Raw genomic sequence first — 24,513 nt, forward strand, 5'->3', positions numbered from 1 at the left:
CTGAAAATTTTAAAGTATTTGTAAGACTCGTACTAAGACTGCAGTCTTCTCACCTTCGAAACTCCATTAATATCATTGAGTTTTTTAAAGGTTTGTTCAAGCTGACTTTTATTTTTTACTTCGAGATTAATAGTTCCTGTGAAAATACCGTCATTGGATTCAATAGACATACTTTTCATATCCATTCCCATCGCACCACTGATTACGGTTGTAATATCGTTGATCATTCCCATCCTGTCGAGCCCTTCAATCTCTATTTTCACTCTGTTTTTGAAACTTTCCGCATTTACCCATTTGGCAGGGATTACTCTGTAATCATACTGCGCACGGAGATTAATGGCATTCGGGCAGTTGTCGCTGTGTACTTTGATTCCGTCCGAAATGGTAATAAATCCGAAAATCTTATCTCCCGGAATTACCGTACAGCATTTTGCGTAGGTGTAATTGAGCTTTTCTTCGTCTTTACCGAAGACAATCATATCCAGGTTCTGCTCTTTAGGCTCTACAAAAGCAGTATTTTTTGAAGGGGATTTCCTGAATCTTGAAAGCAGGTTGTTGAATACGTTTTTACTTTCAATATATTTTCTCAGGCTGCTTGCGTCAAGTTCATTGCTTTGAAATTTAAGAAACAGCTCCTGCGAGGTTTTGAGGTTAAAAAATTTCTGAAGCTTATTCACTTCATCATCATTAAAATTAATCTTGGCATGGCGAAGCTTTCGCTGAAGAATTTCTTTTCCTTCCTCTACCAGCTGATTTTTTTGTGAGTTTAAATAACTCTTGATTTTCGATTTGGCTTTTGAGGTAACCACAAACTCCAGCCAGTCGGATTTTGGTTTCTGGTTTTGTGACGAAAGAATATCAACCTGATCTCCATTCTGTAAAACATACGAAATGGGAACAAGCTTTCCATTGATTTTTGCACCCAAACATTTCATCCCCAAGTCTGAGTGTACCGAGAAAGCAAAATCAAGGGCTGTTGCATTGGTTGGCAGAATTTTAATTTCCCCTTTAGGAGTGAAAACAAAAACTTCTTTGGAGTAAAGATTGAGTTTTATATTATCCAGAAGCTCGGAAGTGGAAAGATTCTGCTGTTGCTCCAGTACTTCACGGATTTCAGTTACCCAGTTTTCAAAATTCCTGTCTTCGGAGCTTTGTTTGTATCCTTCTTTGTATTTATAGTGAGCAGCAACACCTTTTTCTGCAATTTCATCCATTCTTTCGGAGCGGATCTGTACTTCAATCCACTTCTTGTCCGGTCCTAAAACCGTAAGGTGCAGACTTTCGTATCCTGTGGAACGGGGCTGTGTAATCCAGTCACGCATTCTGGAAGGATTACTGTGATAAACGTCCGTTACAATAGAGTAAATTTTCCAGGCCAGAAATTTTTCATTCTTCGCATCAGATTTATAAATAATCCTTATGGCGTAATTATCATACACTTCCTCAAAAGAAACTCCCTGCTTCAGCATTTTTCTGTAAATGGAAGAGATCGCTTTTGCACGCCCTTTTATCTTAAAATTCAGGCCTTCTTCATGCAGTTTTTCAGAAACTTCTTTTTTGAATTCTTCAATGTAGCGTTCGCGGCTTTCTTTGGCCAGCTCGAGTTTCTGTGTAATTTCAGTATAAACGTCGGGATTATTGTATTTTAAAGAGAGGTCTTCAAGCTCGGATTTGATGTTGTACAAACCTAAACGGTGCGCCATTGGAGCATAAATATACACGGTTTCGGAAGCAATTTTTTTCTGCTTGTCCGGAGCCATGCTTTCCAGTGTACGCATGTTATGAAGCCGGTCTGCAATTTTGATCAGAATTACCCTGAAATCTTCCGAAAGGGTAAGGAGAAGCTTTCTGTAATTCTCCGACTGAACCGATATGTTCTGATGGTTCATGATGGAGATCTTGGTAAGTCCGTTGACAATATTGGCTATTTTCTCACCAAAAATTTTCTTCAGATCTTCATAGGTATAATCAGAATCCTCAACTACATCATGTAACAGTGCACAGGCAATCGACGTAGCTCCAAGACCGATTTCCGTGGCTACAATTTTCGCTACGGCAATAGGGTGGTAAATATACGGTTCCCCGGATTTTCTCCGCTGATCTTTATGAGCGTCCAGCGCAATATCAAATGCTTTTCGGATAAGTTTATTATTTTCCTCATCCAAAGTGCGGTATGTGTTAGAAATCAGATCTTTATATCTGGCGAGTATTTCTTTATTTTCTTGTTCTAAGTCGTAACTCATTCGTGCTAAAGCCTATATTTACACGAAAATACGAAATTTTTTGCACTTTTCAAATACAAAAAGAACCCATAGACGGATCTATGGATTCAGGCATTTATTTTAATCATTTGTATTTTAAAATTTTACTTCGGAATCTATTCCCATGGTAGAACCTTTAATTCTTACATCCGGGCTATTGTGGATTTCCGCTTTGTTTCTGGCGCTGATAAAGTTTTTAAGGGTAGTATAATTTGCCTGTTCAAGACTCATATTTTCAAACAGATATGTTTTCATTACCGTATTTTGGTTAAACACGTTTTTAGCATCATCAATCTGATGTTCTTTTACTGCCACACTCACAATATATGGGGAATGATGATTGTCTTCGTTGAGATATACAATATATTCTGAATTCTCAAAACCAGAATCTTCAAGATCTGCTTCTAGTTTTTTGTAATCGCTGTGAGGTTCAAATAATCCAGCTAAAATATTTGACATAGCACTAGTTTTTAATTATCATAAAGATATAAATATTTTTTCACTTTTGTTAAATAATTTTTAAAAAAATTAACATTTTATTGTTTTATCTATATGTAATTTATTTTTTATTTGATTTATCTATTAAATATAGAATGTAAGAAGAGCGGAATATTCCGCTCTTTTATTTAAACTCTTTCATTTTTTATTTCTTCCACGATTTCAGGATTTAACAGTGTGGTAATATCCCCGAAATTACTGAAGTCCCCTTCTGCAATCTTCCGTAATATTCTTCGCATAATTTTTCCTGAACGTGTTTTTGGCAATCCGGAAACAAACTGAATTTTATCCAGTTTTGCAATCGGGCCGATCTGTTCTGAAATAAGCTGATTGATTTCTTTTTTAAGATTTTCCCTTTGTCTGCTTTCCCCGGTTTCTTTTAAGACAACATAACCGTAGAGTGCATTTCCTTTAATGTCGTGAGGATACCCCACAATAGCAGACTCCGCCACGGCAGGATGCTGGTTGATGCTGTCTTCAATCGGAGCAGTTCCCAGATTGTGTCCGGAAACGATAATCACATCGTCCACACGCCCAGTGATTCTGTAATATCCAACTTCATCGCGAAGCGCGCCGTCACCGGTAAAATATTTTCCGGGGAAAGCGGTAAAATAGGTTTCCTTATATCGCTGATGATCTCCCCAAATCGTTCTGGCAATACCCGGCCATGGAAAACGGATGCAAAGATTTCCGGTAACCTGGTTGCCCATAATTTCATTACGTTTGTCATCCATTAAAACCGGTTGTATTCCCGGAAGCGGTAATGTGGCGTATGTTGGCTTGGTAGGGGTTACAAATGGGAGAGGAGAAATCATGATTCCCCCGGTTTCTGTTTGCCACCATGTATCTACAACGGGACATTTTTTCTTTCCTACATGGTCATTAAACCAATGCCATGCTTCTTCATTGATGGGTTCACCAACGGATCCTATCACTTTTAATGTGCTAAGATCATGTTTATCAACCCATTCTACACTTTCTTTTGCTAGTGAACGGATTGCGGTAGGAGCGGTGTAGAATTGGGTAATCTTATGTTTTTCAATTACTTCCCAGAATCTGTCCGGTTCAGGATATGTTGGGATTCCTTCGAAAATAACGGTGGTCGCTCCATTCAGAAGCGGGCCATAAATGATGTAGGAATGTCCGGTAATCCAGCCTATATCGGCTGTGCACCAATAAATGTCGTTTTCTTTATAATTAAATACATTTTTAAAGGTATAAGCCGTATACACCATGTATCCTGCGCAGGTGTGGAGCATTCCTTTCGGCTTGCCGGTAGATCCGGAAGTATACAAAATGAAAAGCGGATCTTCTGCATCCATAATCACGCTTACAAAATCCGGGGAGGCATTTTCATAAAGGTCTCCCATCCAGAAATCTCTGTGTTCCTTCATTTTGATGTCGTTATGGGTTCTTTTTACAACGAGCACTTTTTCTACGGTTGGTGTTTTTTCTAAAGCTTCATCAACGATACTTTTTAAATCTAAAACTTTATTACCTCTGTAGCTGCCATCGGAAGTGATCACCATTTTTGCTCCGCAGTCATTTACTCTCGAAGCTACGGCAGAGGCTGAAAACCCGGCAAAGATCACAGAATGAATAGCTCCCAGTTTTGCACAAGCCAGCATAGTGACTGCCAGTTCCGGAATCATCGGAAGATAAATGCACACCCGGTCTCCTTTTTCAATACCCATTTCCCGTAAAACATTAGCCGTTTTATTTACTCTGGTATATAATTCACTGTAAGAAATATGTTGTGCTTCTTCTTTGGGATCGTTGGGTTCCCAGATAATGGCAGTCTTATCTCCTCTTACAGAAAGATGCCTGTCCAGGCAGTTTTTGGTAATATTTAATTTAGCATTTTTAAACCATGAAATTTTGGCTTCATTCATGTCGTATTTTACGACTTTGCTCCATCGCTGATACCATACAAAATTTTCATCGGCTATTTTATCCCAGAATTTTTTAGGATTTTTAATCGATTTTTTGTAATCTTCAAAATAATGTGGTAAATCTTCTATCAGGTAATTTCTCATATCCTTTTTTTTGAAATTGAATTCTGTTATTTTTAATAGTAATTTAATTCTTCTTTTCTGCTCTGTATTCGATGATTTTTTGTTGAATTTCATCAATAATCTTCTCATCATCAATGGTAGACGGAATCTGAAATTCTTTATTGTCGAGTAGTGTTCTGATGAGTTTTCTTAATGTTTTTCCAGAACGTGTTTTAGGAAGACGTTTTACAGTCATTACATTTTTAAGACAGGCAACGGCGCCAATTTTTTCACGTACATTTTTCACAATATCTTTTTCTACTTCTTCTTCAGAAATTTTGGCGCCATTCTTTAAAACAATCGTAGCAAAAGGAATTTGTCCTTTCAGTTCATCATCAATTCCTACTACGGCACATTCGGCCACATCCGGATGGGATGAGACAATCTCTTCCATTTCTGATGTTGAAAGCCGGTGTCCTGCAACATTGATCACATCGTCAACTCTTCCGGTAATGAAAATATAGCCATCTTCATCCTTGATTGCGCCATCTCCCGAAAAATAGTAACCTTGATATTGCGACAGATAGCTTTTTTGAAAACGATCATTGTCATTCCAGATTCCAAGCAAAGCTCCCGGAGGAAGTGGTAGTTTAATCACGAGATAACCTTCATGGTGGGCGTCCAATTCATATCCGTTTTCATCAAAAATTGTAATATCATAACCGGGAATGGGTTTTCCGGCAGAAGCTCTTTTTATCTTGTAATTTTCACCGAAAGTCATTAATCCCAGCATCGGCCAGCCGGATTCGGTCTGCCACCAATGGTCAATGGCGGGAACTCCGATGTGTTCTGCAAACCAGTCCAGTGTGGCAACGTCACATCTTTCACCTGCCAGAAACTGCTTTTTAAAATGGCTTAAATCATATTTTTTTACCAGTTCTCCGTTCGGATCTTCCTTTTTTATAGCTCTGATTGCCGTTGGTGCCGTAAACATAACAGAAACTTTATATTCTGAAATAATTCTCCAGAAAGTTCCGGCATCCGGCGTCATTATAGGTTTGCCTTCAAAAATGACTGTTGTATTTCTGTTGATTAACGGTCCGTAGACAGAAAAGCTATGACCAACCGCCCATCCGAAATCGGAAGCTGCCCAATATGTTTCACCGGGTTCGACACCATAAATGTATTTCATGGAAAATTTCAGTGCTGTGGCATAGCCACCGGTATCACGCTTAATTCCTTTCGGCTTTCCTGTGGTTCCTGATGTATATAATAAATAGAGTGGATGTATAGATTCAACGGAAACGCAATCTGCTGGTTCTGACTGCCGGATCAATTCTTCATAATCAATTAATCCGTCAAACATTTCATGTTGGTTGTCTGCTAATCTCCTGTTAAAAACGATGATATTTTCTACTTTATCCTGCGCTAATTCAATGGCTTTTTCAACTAAAGGCAAATACGGAATCCTTTTGGCGATTTCCACCCCTGCTGTTGCTGTTATTAAGGCTTTAGGTTTACAATCATCAATTCTCACTACGAGTTCATGCGGAGCAAAACCTCCGAAAACAACATTGTGTATAACACCGATTCTTGCACAGGCCAGCATGGCAAAGAGCGTCTGTGGAATCATTGGCATATAAATAACCGCGGTATCGCCCTTTTTTAAGCCTAAAGAAATCAAGCCTCCCGCCAATCTCGAAATTTCTTCTCTGGCTTCATTGAAAGTATACTTTTTCTTTTGTTTCGTTACCGGAGAATCATAGATAATGGCAGTCTGATCTCCAAAACCATCTTCAATATGTTTGTCGATGCTGAGATAGCACATATTGATTTTCCCGTCGGTAAACCATTGGGTGTAATCATTTTCGTCTTTGGAAAGAATTTGTGAAGGAAATTGAAACCAGTCGATTTCCTTTGCCTGGTCTTTCCAGAAACTTTCTTTATTTTCTATACTTCTTTGAAATAAATCTTCTGCAATCATAATATTTTTATTTTGTGTTTCAATCTTAAAAACTATTCAAACATTTCTTCGATCTGTTGGATCAGTTTTTTGATAGAGTAGGGTTTTGTAACATAGGCATCAGCTCCCATCTCCAGGCCTTTTTCAATATCTTTCGGATTGTTTTTTGCGCTCAGGAAGATGACTTTCGTATTTCGTAATTTTTCATTTTGCTTAATGATCTCTAACGTGCTAAAACCGTCGAGATTGGGCATCATAATGTCCAGTAAAATAACATCCGGAAACATATTTTTTAAAAATTCCAGAACTTCGGTTCCGTCTCTGGCGATATACACGTCGTAGCCGTTTTTCTTAAAGCTGTACTCCAGTGACATTAATATCTTGTGTTCATCATCTGCAATGATTATCTTTTTCATTGTGTATTTCTTCTTTATGGTTCAACTTCATTGTTTTGGTTTTGGGGAACCCGAAGGGTTCAATTTTAATAGCCGTAGGTGAAACCTATGGAACACGGAATGTATTATAAACCAACCCGTAAGGGTTGAATATATTAATGTTCATTCTGATTCAATTCCATGTTCAGCTAAAAGTTTTTTAAATTCATCTTCAAATTTTTCTGTTTTATGATGTTCTTTTTGATTCTTTATATAATTTACAATTATTTCCTTGTCTCTTATCGAATTGGTAAACGCTCCGTACCCTTCCTGCCATCCCGAAAATTCAGGAAATAACCCTGATTCTTTCATCCATAAATTTGTTGCAACTTTAATGTCTTTTACCAGATTGCTGAGATTTATATTGGGATGGAGATCACAGAAAATATGGATATGGTCCGGCATTCCATTAATTCTGTATAATTTACATTTTTTATTTTTTAAAATACCCCAAATATATTTGTATAATTCTGATTCATTTCTTTCGTTAATTGTTGGTTCTCGATGTTTTGTTCCGAAAACGATATGATAAAATATTTGTCGATACGTTCCCATTTTTCATTTGTGTTTTATTATTGAACCCTTCGGGTTCGGGTTTATTTTATATTCATTTTCATTTCCATAGGTTTTACCTACGGCTATTGTTGTTGAACCCTTCGGGTTCTTTATCACCGATCTTTCTACTTGGTAAAATAATCGTAAAAGTCACGCCCAATCCGCTGTTTTCCGCGCTGATGGTTCCGCCTTGTGCCTGAACTATTTTTTTACAAATTGCCAGTCCCAGTCCGCTTCCTGTAGGTTTTAAAATATTTTGATTTTTCGACTGGTAAAATTTATCAAAAATCATTTCCAGATCTTCTTCAGGGATATGTTTTCCTGTATTGAAAATTTTAATAACCAGCTGATTTTCTTTTTCAGATAATTTTGTCTGGATCGTTCCCTGTTCATCAGTAAATTTTAAGGCATTTCCCAAAATATTCTGAAATAATTGAATCATTCGGGCTTCGTCATATTCAAATAAAAAATGATTGAGCAGATTAACTTCGCTTAAATGAATATTTTTCTGATGAATAAGATGCAAAAGCGGATTTAATGCCTTTTTATAGGTTTCAATAATGTTATTCTCCTGAATGTGTAACGCTATTTCACCGTGTTCCAGTTTATCCAGATAGAGAATGTCATTAATAATTTCACTTAATCTGTCGGATTCCGTAATGATATTATTTAAAAACTCTTTTTTGATTTCTAGAGGAATGTCGTCGTCATCGGCCAGGATTTCCCCTGCAGACCGGATTGCTGTAATCGGTGTTCTCAATTCGTGCGCCACAGAGTCGAGAAAATCATCCTTCTGACGGTCTTTAATGATCAGGTTTTCATTGGCATTTCGCAAATCATCGGACAGTTTTTGCAGCTCTTCCGACTGTTCGGTGAGTTTTTTATTAAGGATAATATTTTCTTTGGATTCTTCCAGAATATTTAAAACCTCTTTTAGGGAAATTTTATCTTCTTTCGTTACGCCTTCGATTAATATTTTTGCTGAGGCTGTTCCTATTCTTCCTGCGAGAAGATTTTCTGAAAACTTGATAAACCTTGAATCTGCAGTTTCTGTCTGAGAATCAATATTATATTTTAAATTAAAAATCCGTAAAGCCTGTTCTGTTTTATTTTTACCTAAAAATCGCTCCAGAATATTTTTAATATCTGATACGTAAGCAGTTCCGCGCCATATAAATGCATTCTCGTGGTTTTGAATATATTTATCGATATCCACATATAATTCGGCAAAATTTCGCTCACGATAATTTCCTTTTACACTCACCGAAATAATGCTGAAGAGCGCTGTATTCACTAAAATCGACCAAAAGAAAATTTGTGGAATCCGGCTTAGAAAAGAGATTTTAAAGAAATCAAAAGCATCATACATATCTCTTAGAACTCCCTTGAATTCCTGATTGTACGAAAAATAATACTGGGGAATTATTAAGCCGAAATAACAAATGATCAGTCCTGCTGAAAGTCCTGTAATAGCACCTTTATAGCTTCCTCTTCGCCAGAAAATAGCTCCGAAAAATGCAGGCGTCAGCTGGGCAATAACGACGAATGAAATCAACCCGACAGAATCCAATGAAGTTTTCAGAATAAAATATTTATAAAAGGCAAATGCCATGATGATCAATGCGAAAATGCTGAATTTTCGGATGTTGGTAATATTTCGGGTATTCTGAATCTCGTTTTCCGATTTGAATTTTCCTAACAATCCATACGGAATAATCAGGTTATTGGAAAGCATAATGGATAAAGTGATGGCCGAAATAATAATCATTGATATACAGGAACTTAATCCTCCTAGGAACACCAAAACCGTAATCAGCGTATTGTTGAAATGCTGCGGAATTAAAATGGAGTAGAATTCAGGATTTACTTTCTGACCATCAAAAATTAGTCGTCCGCCCCAAGCGATGGGAAAGATAAATATGGTGAAAATCAGTAAGTAAAGAGGGAAAAACCAAATCGCTGTTTTGATATGTTTCTCTTGTCTGTTTTCCACAATTGCAGTATGGAACTGCCTTGGAAGTATGCAGATTGCTGTTCCGGAAATCATACACAAAACCATCCAGTTCATCGCGCCTTCAACGCCGTTAAACGTATTTTTTTCTTTAAAATCTTCAAACTGACTTGCCTTTTGATAAATATCCGAAAATCCGTCAAACACAAAATAAATCACAAAAAGTCCTAAAATAATAATGAAAAACAATTTCAGGAAGCTTTCTAAAGCAATCGCAGAAATAATTCCCAAACGTTTTTCCGATGCATCCACATATCTGGTTCCGTAATATGATGAAAATAAAGCGATTAAAACGACCACGAAAGTCGCATTATCTGTAAGGATATTTTTTGACATAGGTGTTTCTGTCACCAAATGAAAGGTTTCAGAAATTGCCTTGATCTGCAGACCGATATACGGGACGATAGCCAAAAGGCAGACAATCGTAATTACTGCACTAAAACTTCTGCTGTTTCCATATCTCAGGGAGATGAAGTCTGCAAGGCTGCTGATCTTATTTACCCTTGAGATCCTTACAATCCGTGTATTGATATAGATCCATGCAGGAATAATGATGATAGGCCCGATATAGATTGGAAGATAGTTGAGTCCGCTTGTTGCTGCAACGCCTATGCTGCCATAATAGGTCCAGGCTGTACAGTATACCGCCAGGGAAAGTGCATAGATGTAAGGATTGTTGATCCATAGCTTGCTCTTTTTCTTCTCAGCCAGGTAAGCGACTAAGAACAAAAGTGCCAGGTAAAACAAAACCACGGTAAATAAAGCGAAACTACTCATCATATTTTTTTATGATTATAAAAGATATAATGATGGAAATCATCCAGATAACGAAAATATAAATTAGAATCATCGGATAGCCAAGTACTTCCCGGTCGCTGTTGAAAAGTAACGAAACCGGAATGCTAAATGCTATCAAAAGGCCGATGCTAAGGATGATTAATTTTTGTTCGTGTCTCTTTTTCATGATTGATTGATGAATGATAATTGATAGTTTGACGATTTTGAATTTGCCATTAATCAATTATCATTCATTATTTATAAATTATTCTTTATGGTCAGAATATTCTCCCGTGAGCGAATAATATCCGAAAATGGCCATTCCACCGGAAATAATCGGCATCAGTACAAAAAGAATGATGATTCCGAAAACCAAGTCTTCCTGTTTTCCTGAAGTGATTTTTGGAATTCCTAAAACTGTAATTCCGAAATATCCCACCACCAAAGCAATGGCTATCCAAAGTATGCCTAATATTTTTTTGAGTCCGTTCATTTTAGTTGTTTTAAAATTAGTAAAAAAATTGAGTGATTTCGCTGTTAATCGTGAATATTATTGTTCTTATTTTTAAGATAAAATAATCCGATTAATAAACAGACTCCGGCAACTCCGATAGGATACCAAAGTCCTTCCAGATACCATGTTGCATGCCCTGCCTCTTTTCCTGTGGTAACCAGATAGGTCGCTACAGCCGGAAGCAATCCTCCGAAAACACCGTTTCCGATATGATAAGGAAGAGACATTGAAGTATAGCGAATCCTCACCGGGAACATCTCTACCAAAAATGCTGCGATAGGACCGTAAACCATCGTCACAAAAATCACCTGAATGAATACCATAAAAACGAGATACCATTTTGTATTATCGGCTAATTTGATGCTTTGAGAAACTTTCGGTTCTTCTGCTTTTCCGTCTTTTATAACAGGCCCGGTTGGTGACCAGTGTACAATACTGTCTTTTTTAATTAAAGTTCCGTCGGTGTATAATGTTTCTTTATGGAAGCTTATCAGGCTGTCGGTTGTGATTTTATCATGAATTTTAGCTGTTCTTGTTTCTGTAATTCCATTGGCTGCTATCGTTTTATTTTCAAGATTTACACTCTTAAACATACTGTCGTAAATAGGTCTGTAGGCCAGAATAGCAATCAGCATTCCCGTCATCATCACGGCTTTTCGTCCGATTTTATCCGAAAGCCACCCGAAGAAAACGAAGAAAGGTGTTCCCAGAAATAATGCTGTTGCCATCAGTGAGTCAACCTGTGCAGATTCTACATTCATTACTTTTTGAAGGAAGCTCATCGCATAAAACTGTCCTGTGTACCAGATGACTCCTTGTCCCATCGCCGCTCCGAATAATACCAATAAGACAAATTTGAAGTTGAATTTATTCCCGAAACTTTCTTTTAAAGGATTTTTTGAAGTTTTACCTTCACTTTTGGCTTTTGCAAACAGTGGAGATTCTTTCATATTCCTTCTGATGATATAAGAAACACCCACCATTAAAATTGATATCCAGAATGGAATTCTCCAGCCCCAACCATCAAATTCTTCTGCGGAAAGCGTCGTTTTGGTCACAAGAATGACGATTAATGAAATGAAAAGTCCTGCTGTTGCCGTTGTCTGAATCCATGAAGTCCAGTAGCCTCTTCTCCCAGGTTGTGCATATTCTGCGACATAGGTTGCCGCTCCTCCGTATTCACCACCAAGGGCCAGACCTTGTAGTAATCTTAAAATTAAAACTAAAACAGGTGCTAAAAATCCGATGGTCTCATAACTTGGAATACATCCGATAAGGAAAGTTGAAAATCCCATGATCAGCAGCGTTACCAGAAATGTATACTTTCTTCCGATGATGTCTCCAAGCCTTCCGAAAAATAATGCTCCGAAAGGTCTTACGACAAATCCTGCCGCGAAAGTAGCTAAGGTAGATAAAAATGCTGCGGTCGGATTATCCGACGGAAAAAATTTCGTAGCTAAAACAACAGCCAGACTCCCGAAGATATAGAAGTCGTACCATTCTATTAACGTTCCGAGTGATGATGCCGTAATCACGCCCCAAATCGTGCGATTTTTTTGTCTTTCGGTCATATTCTCGTAGCTTACTTGATTGTTATCGCTCATATGATTAATTTTTAATGTTAATTTGAATTGATATTTAGTTTTCTTAATTGATTTTTATCCGATTAAATAATCTTAATGGTTAAAATTCAAAGTTTTTACAGGTAAATCTGAAATTGTATAATGAATTCTCCTTTGGAAGAAGGGCTGTCAGTTGGACTTGTGTACACCGGCCTTGTAGAATATTGCGTGGTGATTTTTGCGTGATGACCGTCGATAAACCAGTTGGCACCGACATCAAATTGAGAGGAAGATTTATCAAATGCCTCGAAACTTTTATGCGTATAGGCTGCGAATGGCTGGATCCTGATTTTCGGTTTTTCTGCCTGGCTTGGTAATAATAATCCTGCCTGTGCGTAGATAATATTACCTGTTCCAATGGTCGGTTGCAGGTTTCCCGGACCGGCAATAGCTTTATTTCCGACAAAATTCGGGTCGGAAGAAGCGATATTCATGATGCCGATATTTCTGATATAATTCGGTCCAAATTGATAATTGTAGTACCCTGCATAAGCTGAAACAGCCATTTTGTTTTTGGCATTTCCCAGCGGAATATCTGCAAAGGCATCAACGGCAACAAGTGTAATATCATGTTTTTCAATATTGGAATTCACGGAAGTTCTCGTTCCGTCTTTCTGATGATAAAATCCGGCTCCGATATTGAAAACCTTTTTTGTTCCTAAGTAAGAACCCACTTTAAAAGGCAATAGATTCGACTCCTCATCCAGAAACTGGTATTCGACATATCCTGCTTTTGAAAAGTTCGGATTTCCGTTATTGTCAACTGCTACGGCTTTTGATGGATCTGTCACATTCGCCGGAACCAGATCGGTAGCGAAAGGTTTGTTTAAGCTAAAACGATATTCCAGTTTTCCATATTTTCCTTTGGCAAACATCCCGAGCTGCCTCGCAAACTGATCGGAATTGTCAATTAAAGGCCATGTAAAAGATAGGGGAATCCACCGTAAGAAAATTCAGCGTGGATCCCATCGTCATCCTTGAAAGACCCATGTAGTAATGCAGTCCTGCTCCCAAAGATAAACTGAATTTTCCGGCTTCACCAGGTAAAACCACAGCGTATTCATTCCAGGCATCATGAAAAAACATCTGTGGCTTTTTGCCATTACCGTAGCCTCCCGTGCCTGAAGTCCCTGAGCCACCACCGTTGATAAAAGTCTGATTATTAATTCCAAAATGGGCTAAGATCATATATCTTTTGGAAATCTGAGCATATGCCAATGCACGCAACCTTCTATTTCCCAAGCTCCATGAATTATCAGTCGGTTCTCCACCAACCATACTGCCGGGATTCATATCGGTATTCCTCAGCCAAAACTGATCCCATAAAATAAATCTGATGTATTTGTCACCTTGCTGATTGAGATTTATTTTTAATCCACTTCCATAATCAGGTGAACCTTGAGAATATAAAGAATTGCTGATTAAAGTCAATCCAATTAAAGTGAGTAATTTTTTCATAAATTATCAATTTTTGGCGTTGTTTTTTATGAAAGCCAAATTGTAATTAATAATTTGTTTGAAAAAATTTAATATATATTAGTGCTAATGGTATAGTTAATGTTTTAATATTCTAGGTTTAGTTTAAAGTTTATAGTTAGATAATATCATTTTTTAGATTCGCAATTAACTTATTTACAATATACTATGGAAATTATTTTTTAAATCGTTCCCATTTGATAAGCATGTATTTATCTGCAAACTGAGTGATAATTAACCCAGAATTTTTAATATTTTCTTCCTTGCTCATATATTCAATCAATTCGTTTTGCTTTAAAATCTTATACACCGGATGAAATTCTGAATGGGGAGGTCTTGTGATGTTGTATTTCTTAATCCATGAACTAATGGTTACGTGTGAAACACCAATAATTCTCTCAATCTCACGGAAACTTAAGCCTTCCAGATAGAGTTGTAATGCTTTTGTTACGTAATAATCATCGATCTGTTTTCCTAATTTTTTAACAGTGAAATAATAGTTGCAGTCTTTACATAGGAAACGCTGTTTGTCATTTACGATCCCGCTTTTTACAACTTTATTGTTATTGCATTTCGGACATTGATTTTCCATAACTATATCTTTTTAGCAAATATATAATAATTTAGCAAAATATTAATTTTACTTAAAGATAAAATTACCTGAATATTAATTTATTTCAATAAAATTATCTTTTATACTTGCTTATTATGGAAATTATATTTTAAATTTGCCGAAAATTTTAGATAAATAAATGGAAATAGAAATTTCCTCATCCATTCATTTGATGTATGTGAATGATATACAGCAGGAAATGTACGATTCTGCACAGCGTCGGGGGACGGGCATTGCCAAACGTTCTATCGAATACCTCAGTAAGAAAATTATTGAAGGAAATGCGGTAATAGCTACTGATAACGGAAAATGGGTGGGTTTCTGTTATATCGAAACCTGGTCTCATGGACAGTTTGTAGCTAATTCCGGACTTATCGTTTCTCCTAAATTCAGGCACTTAGGTGTGGCAAGATTAATTAAAGATAAAGTGTTCACTTTGTCCCGAAATAAGTATCCGAATGCAAAAATTTTCGGATTGACTACCGGATTAGCGGTTATGAAAATTAACAGTGATTTGGGATATAAGCCAGTTATTTATTCCGAACTTACTCAGGATGAGGACTTTTGGAACGGCTGCAAAAGTTGTGTGAATTATGATATTTTAATGAAGAAAGAACGGAAAAATTGTCTTTGCACGGCAATGCTTTTTGTTCCGGAAAATATAAAAAACAGTGCTGAGAAATCTCAGTCTGAAAATCAATACAATAATGAACAAGAAAGTAGTTTTAGCATTTAGCGGAGGTCTTGATACCTCTTACTGCGCCAAATATCTAAGTGAAGTACTGGGATATGATGTATATGCAGTGACTGTAAACACCGGCGGTTTTTCTAAGGAAGAAGAAAAAGAGCTGGAGAATAAAGCTTTGAATCTCGGGGTAAAAGAATACAGGTGTGTTGATGCTCAGGAAGATTATTACAATTCTTGCGTGAAGTATTTAATTTTTGGGAATGTTTTAAAAAACAATACTTATCCTTTATCCGTAAGTGCGGAACGTACGATTCAGGCACAGGAAATTGCAAAGTTTGCGATTGAAGTCGGAGCTGATGCTATCGCTCACGGAAGTACTGGAGCAGGGAATGATCAGGTTCGTTTTGACTTGATTTTCCAGGTAATGTGCCCCAATGTGGAAATCATTACGCCGATTCGCGATATGGCTTTATCACGTGAAGAAGAAATTGAATTTTTGAAAAGTCATGGCTATGAAATGGAATTCCATAAAACACAATATTCTGTCAATAAAGGGCTTTGGGGAACTTCCGTGGGCGGAAAAGAAACGCTGACATCAAGAAATTATTTGCCTGAAGAAGCTTTTCCTTCTCAAATTAAAGAAACTCAGTCTTCAGAACTGGAAGTTGAGTTTAAAAACGGAGAAGTTGTTGCTGTAAACGGAGAAAATTTTGAACATCCTGTTTATGCCATTCAGAAAATTGAAGAATTGGCTTCTGCTTACGGAATCGGAAGAGATATTCACGTTGGAGATACGATTGTCGGAATTAAAGGAAGAGTGGGATTTGAAGCGGCTGCTGCATCTGTGATTATCAAAGCACACCATTTATTGGAAAAACATACACTTTCGAAATACCAGCAGATGATGAAGTCCCAATTATCCGACTGGTACGGAAACTGGCTTCACGAGGCACTTTTCCTGGATCCTGTGATGCGAAATATCGAGTCTTTCTTAGTTGATTCTCAAAAAACGGTCAGCGGAAAAGTTTTTGTAACGCTTCATCCCTACCGATTTATCTTAAATGGAATTGAATCTAAACATGATTTGATGTCAGACAAGTTCGGAAGCTACGGAGAAGCAAACAGGGAATGGACAGGCGAAGATGTGAAAGGCTATACAAAGATTGTAAGCAATTCTTTAAATATATACCATCAGATTAATAAGTAAAATTTGGGCAGCTGTATCCGCCTTCCACTCCCAATCTTTTATTCGTCGTTCCTCCTCATTAAAAGGATTTCCGTTCAAGTCGGGCTGCAAGAGAGTCGAATACCAATGAACCCGAAGGGTTCAATATTAATAGCCGTAGGTGAAACCTATGGCGAGATAAATCAAAAAAAACAGAACCCGAAGGGTTCAATACGAATAACCGTAGGCAAAACCTATGGTTAATAAAATCAACAACAATCAGAACCCGATAGGGTTCAATACAAATAACCGTAGGTGAAAACCTATGGAAAATAATAAAATGAAAAAGAAAATTGGAATCATCGGAGCCAACGGTTACACAGGAAGCGAACTGGTTCGTCTGCTGGCTTTTCATCCTCATGTGTCTTTGAATTTTTTATATAGTCGTTCAAATTCGGGAACAAAAATTTCAGATTTGTATCCGGATTTAGCGACAGCTTGTGAAATGGTTTTAACGGATCAACCAGAAGAAGTCGATATTTTGTTTTTATGCCTTCCTCACAAAGAAAGTCAGAATTGGCTGCGTCAGAATCCTGTAAAAGATTCAACGCTGGTTATTGATTTAGGAAATGATTTTCGTTTGGACGGTACTTTCGGAGACAGAAATTTTATCTACGGATTACCTGAAATAAACAAAAAACAACTTTTAGGAGCGAAAAGTATTGCCAATCCGGGATGTTTTGCCACAGCGATTCAACTGGCTTTGCTTCCATTGGCTCAGAAAGGTTTGTTAAATGAAGTTTATACAACGGGAATTACAGGTTCAACAGGTGCGGGTCAGTCTTTGCAGCCGACAACACATTTCACCTGGAGGAATGACAATATTTCAGCTTATAAAACCTTGACTCATCAACATGTGGATGAGATTTTACAGCAGTTAGTTTCTTTTAATAATAATGAAATCAGTCTGAATTTTGTTCCCTGGAGAGGAGATTTTGCGAGAGGGATTTTTACAAGTTCAACGGTGAAAACAGATGTGGAACTTTCAGAAATATATCAATTGTTTGAAGATTTTTATGCAGATGAACTTTTTGTAAAGGTAAGTGAAAAAGCAATTGATTTAAAGCAGGTTGTCAACACAAATCGCTGTGTGATTCATATAGAAAAGAGTGGGAATGTTGCGGTTATTCACTCAGCGATTGACAATTTGTTGAAAGGAGCTTCCGGACAGGCTGTTCAAAATATGAATATTGCAATGGGTTGGGAAGAAAATTTAGGATTGAATTTGAAACCTGTCTCGTTTTAATGTCAATAATCAAATGGTCAATTGTAAATTTTTACGATACATTTTAAAATGACCTAGGAAACGGAGGCGTTAAGAAATTTTAAAGAATTTCCGTTAAAAAATTTCTTCTATTTGAGTGGCGGGCCAAAAGATTTTTTAACAAACGAATTTTTGCTTTCCGCCCGAGTTTAGAAATTTTAGGAAATTGTTTAAAATTTTAGCTGGAGTTTCCAGTCTTGAACTTTTGTTTCTTTTGTTTCAAGACAAAAGAAAAGTAATAAAGATAAGTCGTCAGAAAAACCGACAACTATCAACCAAAAACAATCAACTAAGATGAATTTATTCAACGTATATCCATTATTCAACATCAATCCGGTAAAAGCTCAGGGATCATTTCTCTGGGACGACAAAGGGGAAAAATATCTTGATTTTTACGGTGGTCACGCGGTGATTTCCATCGGACACAACCATCCGCATTATCAAAACAAACTAAAAGAGCAGTTAGATAAAATATCTTTCTATTCCAATTCGGTTCAGAATGAATTACAGACTGAACTGGCTGAAAAATTGGGAAAACTTTCAGGGTTGGAAGATTATAATTTGTTTTTATGTAATTCAGGTGCTGAAGCGAACGAAAATGCTTTAAAGCTGGCTTCTTTCCACAACGGAAAAAATAAAGTACTTTATTTTTCAGGCTCGTTTCACGGAAGAACTTCGGCGGCAGTTTCGGTGACGGATAATCCGAAAATCGTAGCTCCGGTAAATTATGATGAAAGATTTATCAAGTCTGAATGGAATAATATCGAACAGCTGGAGAAAGTTTTCGAAAAACAAGGAAGTGAAATCTCGTCTGTTATTATCGAAGGAATTCAGGGAGTTGGCGGAATTATGATTCCAACGCTTGAATTTTTAACTAAAATCAAAGAATTGTGCGAAAAACATGATGTTGTTTTGATTTTGGATGAGGTTCAGTCGGGATACGGAAGAAGTGGTTATTTCTTTGCCCATCAGGAATTTGGAATTGAAGCTGATATTATTACAACGGCAAAAGGAATGGGGAATGGTTTCCCGATTGGTGGCGTTTTGATTCATCCAAAATTTCATGCAAGCAACGGTTTGCTGGGAACTACTTTCGGTGGAAATCATTTAGCTTGTGTCGCTGCAATTGCGGTTCTGGATGTTATGAAAGATGAAAATCTCATCGAAAATGCTCAGGAAATGGGAGTTTATATTGAAAATGGAATTAAAGATTTTCCACATATTAAAACAATTCGAAGGAAAGGCCTGATGATCGGGATTGAACTTGACAGGGATTGCTCGGAAGTGAGAAGCAGCCTGTTGTACAATCATCATATTTTCACAGGAAATTCTAACGATAAGGCTGTGCTGAGGATTCTTCCGGCACTTAATATTAAAAAAGAAGAAACTGATATATTCATCAGTGCTTTGAAAGAAGTATTGGAGAATATTTAACCTGTGAAAATTATGCGGTTTGTCATTCTGAACGAAACGAAGTGTAGTGAAGAATCTCTATCATAGTACCAATAGATTCTTCCTTCGTTCAGAATGACAAACATAATTATCATTACCTGAGTGAAACGCCCTTGCGAACGAAAATGTTTTCAATTTTAATAAAAAAAGCTTCGCGATCATAGCGTTAAAAACTCAATCAAATATGTAAGATAAAAAATCTTTAAAATCAATTCAAAATGAAATGGATATTCCATTTGTCCATTGAAAAAATAAAAATTTCCAAATGAAAAAATTCACCGCTGTAAGTGACGTTGAGAACTTACAGGAAATTATAAAAAAAGCTTTACAGATTAAAGAAAATCCTCTTTTAGAACTCGAAAAAGGAAAAGGAAAAACCATAGGACTTGTCTTTTTAAATTCAAGTTTGAGAACCCGTTTAAGTAGTCAGATTGCTGCGCAGAATTTAGGTTTAAATGTTTTAACATTAAATGCAGCTCAGGAAGCCTGGAACCTGGAATTTGCAGATGGTGCAGTGATGAACGGTGAGACCGTTGAGCATATCAAAGATGCGATTGAAGTATTAAATCAATATTGTGACATCATTGCGGTTCGTTGTTTTGCGGGAATGAAAAGTAAAGAAGACGATGTGAATGAAAGCATTTTAAGCCAGTTCGAACAGCATGCAAAAGTTCCCGTTATTTCATTGGAATCCGCTACACGCCATCCTTTGCAGAGTTTGGCTGATTGCATTACGATTACAGAAAACTGGCATGAAGACCGTAAACCGAAAGTGGTTTTAACCTGGGCGCCTCACATAAAGCCGATTGCTCAAGCGGTAGGAAATTCTTTCGCAGAATGGATGCAGGAAATGGATGTCGATTTTGTCATTGCAAATCCTGATGGTTATGATTTGGATAAAAATTTCACAAAAGATGTGAAAGTAATTCATGATCAGGATGAAGCGTTGAAAGATGCAGACTTTATTTATGTTAAAAACTGGTCATCCTTTGATGATTATGCGACGATGCCTGAAGTGAAAGGAAACTGGATGCTGACGAATGAAAAATTGGAAAATACCAATAAGGCAAAAGTAATGCACTGTCTTCCTGTTCGTCGAAATGTAGAATTGAGCGATGAGGTGATGGATGGTGAAAATTCCATCATTTACCAGCAGGCCAAAAACCGGATTTTCTCAGCGCAGGCCGTTTTCTCTGAAATTTTGGATGAATTGAATTCTAAATAAATTAATAGAGTCCTGAAAGGACGAATTATAAAAGGATTGGATATAATCCAATCAAAAAAATGTATAAAATGAAAGAAAAATTATACATCATAAAAATTGGCGGATCATTAATTGATGATGAGGAATTATTAGAACAGTTTTTAGAACAGTTTTCTGAAATTCAGGAAAAGAAAATTCTGGTACACGGAGGAGGAAAACTGGCAACAACTTTAGCCGATAAACTGGGAATTGAACAGAAGCTCGTAAACGGAAGAAGAATAACCGATAAAGATACGTTGGATATTGTCGCAATGGTGTATGCGGGAGGAATCAACAAAAATATTGTGGCAAAACTTCAGCAGAAGAAATGTAAAGCCATTGGTTTTTCGGGAGCGGATGCTAATTTAATTAAAGCCAAAAAAAGAGAACACGCCGAAATAGATTATGGATTTGTGGGAGATATCACAGAGAAAAGCGTGAACAGAAAATTAATTTCAAAATTGCTGAAACTGGAACTGGTTCCTATATTTTCGGCAATTACCCATGATAAAAAAGGACATCTTTTCAATACGAATGCGGATACAATTGCTTCGGTTATTGCACAGGCTTTATCAATAAAATATGATGTGGAATTGTTGTATTGTTTCGATAAACAAGGTGTTTTGGAAGATGTAAATAACCCAGAATCTGTTATTAAAAATATTTCCGAAGAAGAATTTTCAACCTTAAAAAACGAAGGAAAACTTCATAAAGGAATTCTTCCAAAATTGGAAAATGCCTTAGGAGCAGTAAAAAATAATGTAAATAAGGTATTCTTAATTAAAGAAACCGAACTAAAAAACCATATAGAAAACCATCATGCAGGAACTGAAATCTGTTTATAGTAAAGAAGAATTACTGAATAATGCAGTGGATTTGCTGAAAAGACTGATTGAAATTCCGTCATTCAGCAAAGATGAATTTAATACATCCGTGGAAATTGAAAATTTTTTCAAAAGACATCAGATTCCGACAAAGCGTTTTAAAAATAATATCTGGGCGGTGAATAAAAATTTTGATGTTTTCAAGCCGTCAATTTTGCTGAATACACATCATGATACCGTAAAACCAAACAAGGCCTACACTTTGGATCCGTTTTTACCGATTGAAAAAGACGGAAAATTATTCGGATTGGGAAGCAATGATGCAGGAGCTTCTTTGGTTTCGATGGCGCAGGTTTTTTTGCATTTTTTTGAGAAAGAAGATTTAAAATATAATTTAGTTATTGCTTTGACAGCAGAGGAAGAGATTTCAGGTTTTGACGGGATCGAAGCGTTATTTCCACAGCTTCCGAATGTGGAGCTCGCCATCGTAGGAGAACCAACACAAATGAATCTGGCGATCGCGGAAAAAGGTCTTTTGGTGATCGACGGGGAAATGAAAGGCACTCCTTCTCACGCCGCTCATCCGAATAATGACAATTCGATTGTGAAATGCATGGAAGATCTGCAGAATATTCTGAATTTCAGATTTCCAAAAGTTTCGGAGTATTTGGGTGAAGTAAAGATAACATTATCAGGAATTCACGCAGGGGTTCAGCATAATGTGGTTCCGGAGTCTTGTACATTCACTTTGGATGTAAGAGTTACCGATGGATATTCTAATAAAGAAGCATTTGAAATCATTCAGTCACAGATGAAATCAACGTTGACAGCGAGATCTTTCAGATTAAATTCTTCAAAAATTGAAATAGAACATCCGTTCGTACAGGCAGGTCTTGAGATTGGAAGGACCACGTACGGCTCGCCAACATCATCCGACCAGGCCATTATTCCTTGTACATCGGTAAAACTCGGACCAGGTGACAGCAGGCGCTCTCACACCGCAGATGAATTTATTTTCATCGAAGAAATTGCGGAGGGAATTGAGATTTATATTCAAATTTTACAAAAGGTTTTGTAGGTTGGAAGCGGGATGCTGGATGCTAATAAAGATGCCTAAAAATATAATTTTTGTTCAAAATAACAATTTTTTTTAATTAATGAAGATAAAGCATTTGGTAGTAAACTTCCAGCACCTAGCTTCCATCTTCCAACAAAAAAGAAATTTATGAAAAAAATATGGCAAAAAGACGATAATGCCACCAATATATTAGTCAACAAATTTACAGTCGGGAAAGATCTTGACTTTGATGAACGTTTGGCAAAATATGACGTCAAAGGTTCAGTTGCTCATTGTATCATGCTGGCAGAAACAGGTATTATTACAAAGGAAGAATCGGAAAAAATGCTTTTCGTTCTGGCTTTGATTTTACAGGATATTGAAGATGGAACTTTTAACATTGATAAAAATGCAGAAGATATTCATTCGCAGATAGAATCAATTTTAATCGAGAAATTAGGCGATACCGGAAAGAAAATTCACACGGCACGTTCAAGAAATGATCAGGTTTTGCTGGATATTAAATTGTATTTATTAGATGAAATCCGTGAAATTACAGCTTTAACGGACGAATTCTTTCAGATCTTAATCAAATTGGCAGAACAGCATAAAAATGTTTTGCTTCCGGGCTATACGCATTTACAGATTGCGATGCCTTCCTCTTTCGGATTGTGGTTTGGAGCGTATGCAGAAGCGTTGTTGGATGACCTTGAGATGTTGTTTTCGGTAAAAAATATCATCAATAAAAATCCATTAGGTTCGGCGGCAGGCTATGGTTCCTCATTTCCGATTGATCGGGAGAGTACAACCTATAACTTAGGCTTTCAATCCATGAATTACAATTCGGTTTACGCTCAGATGACGCGCGGAAAGTCAGAGAAAATGTTGTCGATGGCAATGGCAACTTTGGCGGGAACTTTAAGCAAATTTTCTTATGATGTGTGTCTGTATTTGAGCCAGAACTTTGATTTTATCAGTTTCCCTAAAGAATTTACCACGGGAAGCAGCATTATGCCCCACAAGAAAAATCCGGATATTTTCGAGTTGGTTCGTGCACGTTGCAACAGAATTCAGTCGTTGCCGAATGAGTTTATTTTGTTGACCAATAATCTTCCTTCAGGCTATCATCGTGATATGCAGTTGACGAAAGAAATTCTTTTCCCGGCAATTGATTCATTAAAGGAATGTCTTGAAATTTTAAGTTACACTTTGCCGAATGTTCAGGTGAAAGACGGGATTTTGGAGGATGAAAAGTATAAATATCTTTTCAGTGTAGAGAAAATAAATGAAGAAGTGAAAAGCGGAAGTTCATTCCGCGATGCTTATATAAAGGTAGGGCAGGAAATTGAAAAAGGCGAGTTTGATTTTAAAATGGAAAACCTGAATCATACGCATCAGGGAAGCATCGGAAATCTTTGTCTGGATAGGATAGAATATCAGTTTAATAAACTGAAAAGTAAATTGCTGGGATAGTTTAGTTTAAAAAAGATTAATTAAAGAAAATTATTTTAATTTATTAACTATTAATTCGGTTTCGTTATAAGGCAGAATACTGTTGTATTCAAGCTTACCATCTGATATCTCAGCAACAATCATTGGCATGGTAATTATTTTTTTGTCAACAATTATAGCGATTCCATTTCCAAAGTTTTCAGATGTAATTTTCTTTAATTTTCTACTTCCTGTTTCATTAAGTTCGAATAGGACGGTGGGGTATTTATTGCCATTTTTATTTAAAATTATATTTTTTATGTCAGTTGAATTTAGGAAAGAAATGCTTTCAATTTCGAGCGTATTTTTGTTATTAGGAGTTTTTTGTTCGATAACGAGGTAGAATCCGTCAGGTTTTTCGTAGGTTTTGTCAAAAAAGGAAGTGAGATATTCTGCGATATAGTTTTGTGTATCTCGATCTTCGTTGTTTTCAACCTTTCCATTGTTGATAACATCAACAACTTCGGAAGTATTTTGTGAAAAGCACAGACTTGATACCATTATTCCTATTATTAATAATGTATGTTTCATTATAAATGAATAAATGTTAT

General features: G+C 36.7%; 22 protein-coding genes. 8 read left to right on the top strand and 14 right to left on the bottom strand.

Translation table 11 applies throughout. The features are described from left to right. Positions 1–32 precede the first annotated feature (32 nt). The 13 genes from U9K52_RS03575 to U9K52_RS03635 form a co-directional block, all read right to left on the bottom strand. Positions 33–2,243, bottom strand: a complete 2,211-nt coding sequence (locus tag U9K52_RS03575) for a RelA/SpoT family protein (RefSeq protein WP_248392558.1) — start codon at positions 2,241–2,243, stop codon at positions 33–35. 114 nt (positions 2,244–2,357) lie between these two features. Beyond that, positions 2,358–2,720: a hypothetical protein gene (locus U9K52_RS03580; RefSeq protein WP_263603539.1), complete on the bottom strand. Its 363-nt coding sequence runs from the start codon at positions 2,718–2,720 to the stop codon at positions 2,358–2,360. Between the two features lie 167 nt (positions 2,721–2,887). Further along, positions 2,888–4,906: an acetate--CoA ligase gene (gene acs / locus U9K52_RS03585; RefSeq protein WP_322925437.1), complete on the bottom strand. Its 2,019-nt coding sequence runs from the start codon at positions 4,904–4,906 to the stop codon at positions 2,888–2,890. Continuing rightward, positions 4,839–6,737 (bottom strand): AMP-binding protein, encoded by a 1,899-nt coding sequence (locus U9K52_RS03590; RefSeq protein ID WP_322925440.1) that lies wholly within the window; start codon positions 6,735–6,737, stop codon positions 4,839–4,841. Before U9K52_RS03590 ends, acs begins: the two co-directional genes overlap by 68 nt. A gap of 32 nt (positions 6,738–6,769) precedes the next feature. Next, positions 6,770–7,132: a response regulator gene (locus U9K52_RS03595; protein WP_322925442.1), complete on the bottom strand. Its 363-nt coding sequence runs from the start codon at positions 7,130–7,132 to the stop codon at positions 6,770–6,772. A 141-nt stretch (positions 7,133–7,273) separates the two neighbouring features. Beyond that, positions 7,274–7,705, bottom strand: a complete 432-nt coding sequence (gene tnpA, locus U9K52_RS03600) for an IS200/IS605 family transposase (RefSeq protein WP_263603535.1) — start codon at positions 7,703–7,705, stop codon at positions 7,274–7,276. A 73-nt stretch (positions 7,706–7,778) separates the two neighbouring features. Then, complete coding sequence (locus tag U9K52_RS03605; protein WP_323673779.1) at positions 7,779–10,493, bottom strand: ATP-binding protein; 2,715 nt, start codon at positions 10,491–10,493, stop codon at positions 7,779–7,781. Further along, positions 10,486–10,680, bottom strand: a complete 195-nt coding sequence (locus U9K52_RS03610) for a hypothetical protein (protein WP_248392569.1) — start codon at positions 10,678–10,680, stop codon at positions 10,486–10,488. The genes U9K52_RS03605 and U9K52_RS03610 overlap by 8 nt, the downstream gene beginning before the upstream one ends. Positions 10,681–10,758: 78 nt before the next feature. Next, positions 10,759–10,986 (bottom strand): DUF6814 family protein, encoded by a 228-nt coding sequence (locus tag U9K52_RS03615; RefSeq protein ID WP_248392570.1) that lies wholly within the window; start codon positions 10,984–10,986, stop codon positions 10,759–10,761. A gap of 44 nt (positions 10,987–11,030) precedes the next feature. Next, on the bottom strand, positions 11,031–12,611 hold the full coding sequence (locus U9K52_RS03620) for an MFS transporter (protein ID WP_322925450.1): 1,581 nt from the start codon (positions 12,609–12,611) through the stop codon (positions 11,031–11,033). 95 nt (positions 12,612–12,706) lie between these two features. Further along, on the bottom strand, positions 12,707–13,504 hold the full coding sequence (locus tag U9K52_RS03625) for a hypothetical protein (RefSeq protein ID WP_322925452.1): 798 nt from the start codon (positions 13,502–13,504) through the stop codon (positions 12,707–12,709). A gap of 31 nt (positions 13,505–13,535) precedes the next feature. Further along, entirely contained in the window at positions 13,536–14,087 is a 552-nt protein-coding gene (locus U9K52_RS03630) for a hypothetical protein (protein WP_322925454.1), read from the bottom strand. A 193-nt stretch (positions 14,088–14,280) separates the two neighbouring features. Then, positions 14,281–14,697, bottom strand: coding sequence for a transposase-like zinc-binding domain-containing protein (locus U9K52_RS03635; RefSeq protein ID WP_248392573.1), 417 nt, complete (start codon positions 14,695–14,697; stop codon positions 14,281–14,283). A 160-nt stretch (positions 14,698–14,857) separates the two neighbouring features. On the opposite strand from U9K52_RS03635, the gene U9K52_RS03640 reads away from it, so the two are divergent. From U9K52_RS03640 to argH, 8 genes are all read left to right on the top strand, one after another. After that, entirely contained in the window at positions 14,858–15,454 is a 597-nt protein-coding gene (locus U9K52_RS03640; protein ID WP_322925457.1) for a GNAT family N-acetyltransferase, read from the top strand. Further along, positions 15,426–16,613, top strand: coding sequence for an argininosuccinate synthase (argG, locus tag U9K52_RS03645; RefSeq protein ID WP_322925459.1), 1,188 nt, complete (start codon positions 15,426–15,428; stop codon positions 16,611–16,613). Before U9K52_RS03640 ends, argG begins: the two co-directional genes overlap by 29 nt. A gap of 298 nt (positions 16,614–16,911) precedes the next feature. Beyond that, entirely contained in the window at positions 16,912–17,877 is a 966-nt protein-coding gene (gene argC / locus U9K52_RS03650; RefSeq protein WP_322925461.1) for an N-acetyl-gamma-glutamyl-phosphate reductase, read from the top strand. A 312-nt stretch (positions 17,878–18,189) separates the two neighbouring features. Then, positions 18,190–19,329, top strand: coding sequence for an aspartate aminotransferase family protein (locus U9K52_RS03655; RefSeq protein ID WP_322925463.1), 1,140 nt, complete (start codon positions 18,190–18,192; stop codon positions 19,327–19,329). 283 nt (positions 19,330–19,612) lie between these two features. Beyond that, positions 19,613–20,572, top strand: a complete 960-nt coding sequence (locus U9K52_RS03660; RefSeq protein ID WP_263603526.1) for an N-acetylornithine carbamoyltransferase — start codon at positions 19,613–19,615, stop codon at positions 20,570–20,572. Between the two features lie 68 nt (positions 20,573–20,640). Continuing rightward, positions 20,641–21,435, top strand: coding sequence for an acetylglutamate kinase (argB, locus tag U9K52_RS03665; RefSeq protein WP_322925466.1), 795 nt, complete (start codon positions 20,641–20,643; stop codon positions 21,433–21,435). After that, positions 21,410–22,492, top strand: a complete 1,083-nt coding sequence (locus tag U9K52_RS03670; protein WP_322925468.1) for a M20 family metallo-hydrolase — start codon at positions 21,410–21,412, stop codon at positions 22,490–22,492. The genes argB and U9K52_RS03670 overlap by 26 nt, the downstream gene beginning before the upstream one ends. A 147-nt stretch (positions 22,493–22,639) precedes the next feature. After that, positions 22,640–23,944 (top strand): argininosuccinate lyase, encoded by a 1,305-nt coding sequence (gene argH / locus U9K52_RS03675; protein ID WP_322925469.1) that lies wholly within the window; start codon positions 22,640–22,642, stop codon positions 23,942–23,944. 30 nt (positions 23,945–23,974) lie between these two features. On the opposite strand, the gene U9K52_RS03680 is transcribed toward argH, so the two are convergent. Then, positions 23,975–24,493, bottom strand: coding sequence for a SecDF P1 head subdomain-containing protein (locus U9K52_RS03680; protein WP_322925470.1), 519 nt, complete (start codon positions 24,491–24,493; stop codon positions 23,975–23,977). Between the last annotated feature and the right edge of the window lie 20 nt (positions 24,494–24,513).

Origin of the sequence: Chryseobacterium sp. MHB01 (assembly GCF_034651565.1) — a bacterium.
Classification (GTDB): Bacteria; Bacteroidota; Bacteroidia; order Flavobacteriales; family Weeksellaceae; genus Chryseobacterium; species Chryseobacterium nepalense.

Excerpts from the sequence above, each read along its gene's own strand:
- U9K52_RS03575 (WP_248392558.1), bottom strand. The coding sequence starts at position 2,243 with ATGAGTTACGACTTAGAACAAGAAAATAAAGAAATACTCGCCAGATAT.
- U9K52_RS03580 (WP_263603539.1), bottom strand. The coding sequence starts at position 2,720 with ATGTCAAATATTTTAGCTGGATTATTTGAACCTCACAGCGATTACAAA.
- acs (WP_322925437.1), bottom strand. The coding sequence starts at position 4,906 with ATGATGAGAAGATTATTGATGAAATTCAACAAAAAATCATCGAATACA.
- U9K52_RS03590 (WP_322925440.1), bottom strand. The coding sequence starts at position 6,737 with ATGATTGCAGAAGATTTATTTCAAAGAAGTATAGAAAATAAAGAAAGT.
- U9K52_RS03595 (WP_322925442.1), bottom strand. The coding sequence starts at position 7,132 with ATGAAAAAGATAATCATTGCAGATGATGAACACAAGATATTAATGTCA.
- tnpA (WP_263603535.1), bottom strand. The coding sequence starts at position 7,705 with ATGGGAACGTATCGACAAATATTTTATCATATCGTTTTCGGAACAAAA.
- U9K52_RS03605 (WP_323673779.1), bottom strand. The coding sequence starts at position 10,493 with ATGAGTAGTTTCGCTTTATTTACCGTGGTTTTGTTTTACCTGGCACTT.
- U9K52_RS03610 (WP_248392569.1), bottom strand. The coding sequence starts at position 10,680 with ATGAAAAAGAGACACGAACAAAAATTAATCATCCTTAGCATCGGCCTT.
- U9K52_RS03615 (WP_248392570.1), bottom strand. The coding sequence starts at position 10,986 with ATGAACGGACTCAAAAAAATATTAGGCATACTTTGGATAGCCATTGCT.
- U9K52_RS03620 (WP_322925450.1), bottom strand. The coding sequence starts at position 12,611 with ATGAGCGATAACAATCAAGTAAGCTACGAGAATATGACCGAAAGACAA.
- U9K52_RS03625 (WP_322925452.1), bottom strand. The coding sequence starts at position 13,504 with ATGTTTGCCAAAGGAAAATATGGAAAACTGGAATATCGTTTTAGCTTA.
- U9K52_RS03630 (WP_322925454.1), bottom strand. The coding sequence starts at position 14,087 with ATGAAAAAATTACTCACTTTAATTGGATTGACTTTAATCAGCAATTCT.
- U9K52_RS03635 (WP_248392573.1), bottom strand. The coding sequence starts at position 14,697 with ATGGAAAATCAATGTCCGAAATGCAATAACAATAAAGTTGTAAAAAGC.
- U9K52_RS03640 (WP_322925457.1), top strand. The coding sequence starts at position 14,858 with ATGGAAATAGAAATTTCCTCATCCATTCATTTGATGTATGTGAATGAT.
- argG (WP_322925459.1), top strand. The coding sequence starts at position 15,426 with ATGAACAAGAAAGTAGTTTTAGCATTTAGCGGAGGTCTTGATACCTCT.
- argC (WP_322925461.1), top strand. The coding sequence starts at position 16,912 with ATGAAAAAGAAAATTGGAATCATCGGAGCCAACGGTTACACAGGAAGC.
- U9K52_RS03655 (WP_322925463.1), top strand. The coding sequence starts at position 18,190 with ATGAATTTATTCAACGTATATCCATTATTCAACATCAATCCGGTAAAA.
- U9K52_RS03660 (WP_263603526.1), top strand. The coding sequence starts at position 19,613 with ATGAAAAAATTCACCGCTGTAAGTGACGTTGAGAACTTACAGGAAATT.
- argB (WP_322925466.1), top strand. The coding sequence starts at position 20,641 with ATGAAAGAAAAATTATACATCATAAAAATTGGCGGATCATTAATTGAT.
- U9K52_RS03670 (WP_322925468.1), top strand. The coding sequence starts at position 21,410 with ATGCAGGAACTGAAATCTGTTTATAGTAAAGAAGAATTACTGAATAAT.
- argH (WP_322925469.1), top strand. The coding sequence starts at position 22,640 with ATGAAAAAAATATGGCAAAAAGACGATAATGCCACCAATATATTAGTC.
- U9K52_RS03680 (WP_322925470.1), bottom strand. The coding sequence starts at position 24,493 with ATGAAACATACATTATTAATAATAGGAATAATGGTATCAAGTCTGTGC.